We start from the raw sequence: 3894 nt of genomic DNA, 5'->3' as shown, positions 1-3894 counted from the left end.
TGGAAACAAACAGAATGCTATCGCTGCATAGTTGAACAGTGATGTTCAGCAGTGTTCAGCGTAAATGTATCAGCACGGCATTCACACTTTGGTGTACAGTCCCCTCTGCCGAGGTCTGCTGAGCGGACGGATGACGCCACAAACCACCTTCCCTTCAGGGGATATGCGCGCCGGGATCGATCCCAAGTTTGTTGAACCGCGCTACTCCCAGTACCTAAAAGCGGCAGAGGCATTGAGCCGGTTTGCTCAGGATCGCTATGGCAAGACCTTGGCTCAGTTGGCGGTGCGCTGGCTGCTGGATCAACCAGGGGTGAGTGTGGCGCTGTGGGGGGCACCCAAGCCCTATCATCTGGAGGCAATATCCGGCCTTTGGGGCTGGTCGTTGGATGCGGAAGCGATGCAGACCATCGAGGATATTTTGCAAAGGTATGTTCCCGAGTCCATTCCCCCCAGCTTTATGTCCCCGCCTGCCCGCGCTGCCTAGTTGTTGCTTTCTGTTCCCTTGCCGTTTGCGTTAGCGGTGGGGAGCACTTTGTCGCCGGGATCCCAGTCCTACGATTGAGTTTGGCAAAAAATGGGATGTAGAGCCCTGTCCTACCGCTACATAACTGGCCAGTAGGGCGAGGGGGCTGTTAACCACGGGAGAACAAAGATGGCCATCCCAGATGCATTCGCGTCAGCAGTGCGGAGCACTTTGACCCACAAAGCAGACAGGCCAAGGGATCCGGCTGACCAGAATGGGCCCACAGCGCCTTCTCAGGCGGGATCCCTGATTCTCCACGTGGGGGGCATGAGTTGTGCCGGCTGCGTCCGCACTGTCGAGCAGGCTCTACTGAGACAGCCGGGGGTGGTCAAGGCCAGCGTTAACCTGGTTACCGAGTCGGCCCTTGTGGAGTTTGCCCCTGGGATCCGGCCCGACCCAGAGCACCTGGCCCAGATTTTGACAGAGGCAGGGTTTCCCAGCCGCTACAGTTCAGAGGGTGAGGCCCTCTCCGGCGGGAGTTCCGTTCGCGTCAGCGGTGCGGAGCACTCTCAAGATCCCTCTTCCCCTCCCGGTGGGTGGGAAGAAGCCTTGGATGTGCCTGCGGATCCCCTCTCTCGGCAGCGACAGCAGACCCGACACCACATTCGCCAAGCGCTCACCGCCGCTTTTTTGCTGCTGATTTCTGCCGCCGGACACTTGGATCTCTTCGCCCGTCTGGGCTTGCCCCTCCTTAATGATGTCTGGCTGCACTGGGGCTTGGCGACCTTGACTTTTGTCGGCCCGGCTCGCGGCATTGTCCTGGATGGTTGGAGAGGGGCACGGCGGCTGGCCCCCAACATGAACACCCTGGTTACCCTGGGATCCGGATCGGCCTACCTGGCCAGTCTGGCGGGGTTGTTGGCCCCTCAGGTGGGCTGGGAGTGCTTTTTCGACGAGCCCGTCATGATGCTCAGCTTCATCCTGTTGGGACGGGCCTTGGAACAGCACAGCCGCCTGCGGGCGGCCAGCAGCCTGCAATCGCTGGTGAGCTTGTGTCCCAGTTTGGCTCGGCGGGTTCAGCCTGCAGAGAAGGCGGGATCTCTGGCTTCCAGCCCAGAGGGGAACCTGGATCTGGGATCCCAAACCGGAGAATGGTGCCCTGTCGAACAGGTGCGAGTGGGGGATTGGCTCCAAGTGCGGGCCGGCGAACAGATCCCGGTGGATGGAGAAGTCATTGCCGGCCAGGCCACGGTCAACGAGGGGATGCTGACAGGGGAACCCTTGCCGGTGCTGAAACAAGCGGGGGATCCCGTGGTGGCTGGGACAATCAACCAATCGGGGTTGCTGCTGTGCCGAGCGACGCGCACCGGGAAAGACACCACCTTGGCCCAGATCATCCGCCTGGTGGAAGAGGCCCAAGCTCGCAAGGCCCCCATCCAAGGGATAGCCGACCAGGTGGCGGGCTACTTCACCTATGGGGTGGTCACGCTGGCCATTCTCACCTTTGGGTTCTGGTACTGGATTGGGATCCCGCTTTGGGGGAGCGACGGTGCGGAGCACTTTGTCCTGGAGGGGTTCAGCCTGCACTCCCATCTGCATCTGGGTGACCATCCCCCTCACCCCACACCCCTGCTCAGCAGCCTCAAGATGGCCATTGCCGTTTTGGTGGTGGCCTGCCCCTGTGCTTTGGGATTGGCTACGCCGATGGCCATCCTGGTGGGTACCGGGCTGGGAGCCGAGCGGGGCTTGCTCATCCGAGGGGGAGATGTTCTGGAGAAAGCCCATCGCTTGCAAACGGTGGTCTTCGACAAAACCGGCACCCTCACCCAAGGGGATCCCCACCTGACGGACTGTCTCAGCCTTGACCCCTCCCTAGATTCCAATCGCCTACTCCAACTGGCGGCCACAGTGGAAAGCGGCACTCGCCACCCTCTGGCGCAAGCCATTTTGCAAGCCGCCCGCACCCAGGGTTTGCCGTTGCTCTCCGCCGGCGAGTTTCAAACCCAACCGGGGATAGGAGTCGCCGCCCAAGTGGAAGGGCAGGAAGTGGTGTTGGGATCCCTGGATGGTCTGGCTGCTCTGGGGATCCCGCTGTCCCAGGAGACCCAGGCCCAGGCCGAGGCGCTACTGGCAGCCGGCAAAACGGTGGTGGGCGTGGCTGTAGAGGGATCCCTGGTGGGGCTGCTGGCAGCCCAGGATCCCTTGCGGCCCGATGCGCAGGCAACGCTGCAACAGCTCCGGAAAATGGGCCTGCAGGTGGTTTTGCTAACCGGCGATCGGGCTGAGGTGGCCAAGCAGGTAGCCGAAGCTCTGCAAGTGCCCGGGATCCGCGTTATCGCCGAGGTTCACCCGGCAGACAAAGCTCAAGTCATCCGCGACCTGCAGACCCAAGGCCAGAGAGTTGCCATGGTGGGAGATGGCATTAACGACGCTCCGGCTTTGGCCCAAGCCGATGTGGGCATCGCCCTGCATTCCGCTACCGATGCCGCCCTTGAGACCGCCGATATCATTCTGATGCGCAACCGCCTCTGGGATGTGGTGGAAGCTATCCGCCTCAGCCGCGCCACCTTCCGCAAGATCCAGCAAAATCTCCTCTGGGCTGTCGGCTACAACCTGGTAGGGATCCCGGTGGCAGCAGGCGTGCTCCTACCCCCCTTTGGCATTGGGCTTAGCCCGGCAATCGCTGGGGGTCTCATGGCCTTGAGTTCCCTCAGTGTAATCCTCAATTCACTCCTTTTGAGGCGAACTCTTGTATTCAGTGGATCCCCTTACAACTCGCGCTAAGAATCATCAAAACCTGCAAATCTTCTGTCACAGTTCATTGCTATTTCAGAAGTTTCACTGAATCCCCTACATATCTTTGCCAAATCTTAAGGGGAGCTTCGTCCATTTCGATCGAGTTTGCCTGACAATGTTAACTATCCTTGAATTTTTGTAACCCCGAGTGTAGAATTGAGCCAATTTAACTCAAAGGCTCTCGCACTCAGTTACTTCCTTAGCAAAAGGAAAACCGTACAATTACTGAGAAAGTTGGTCGTCGAAGAAAGCACAGGAGAGGACAGAACTATGGCCATGGTGGGTGACCTTCAGGAGTTTTCCCTATGCGATTTGTTACATCTCATAGAAAGGGGCAGGAAAACAGGCCAACTGTCCATTTGGGCTCCCAATGGTATTTACCGGATCTGGTTTTATCAAGGTCGAGTGGTTACGGCCATACCGCCCCAACCAGAGCATAGTCTTGAGAATTTGCTGGCTGACCCCAGATTGGCGTGCGAGCAGGAAGTTGCCGCCTCAACTCGCTCAGCTTGCCCTCACCCCCTAAACGAGCCTCTGGGGCGTTATTTGCAGCGACAGGGGTTGATTACCCCAGCAGCCCTGGCCAAGCTCTTCCGCCATCAACTGCAAACCGGCCTCTACAGCCTCTTCGCCCT

3 protein-coding genes are annotated in these 3894 nt (G+C 59.3%); all 3 read left to right on the top strand.

The genetic code is table 11. The features are described from left to right. Positions 1-64: 64 nt before the first annotated feature. Positions 65-484 (top strand): aldo/keto reductase, encoded by a 420-nt coding sequence (locus NW834_RS10145; protein ID WP_414419642.1) that lies wholly within the window; start codon positions 65-67, stop codon positions 482-484. A gap of 168 nt (positions 485-652) precedes the next feature. After that, entirely contained in the window at positions 653-3247 is a 2595-nt protein-coding gene (locus NW834_RS10140; protein ID WP_414419641.1) for a heavy metal translocating P-type ATPase, read from the top strand. A gap of 282 nt (positions 3248-3529) precedes the next feature. Further along, positions 3530-3894 (top strand): DUF4388 domain-containing protein (locus NW834_RS10135; RefSeq protein WP_414426297.1); only part of this gene is annotated, 365 nt, incomplete at its 3' end.

This window comes from Synechococcus sp. R60.1, assembly GCF_047461835.1.
Taxonomy (GTDB): domain Bacteria; phylum Cyanobacteriota; class Cyanobacteriia; order Thermostichales; family Thermostichaceae; genus Thermostichus.
The sequence above is the reverse complement of the archived record's forward strand: the minus strand, read 5'-3'. Positions and strand labels throughout refer to the sequence as shown.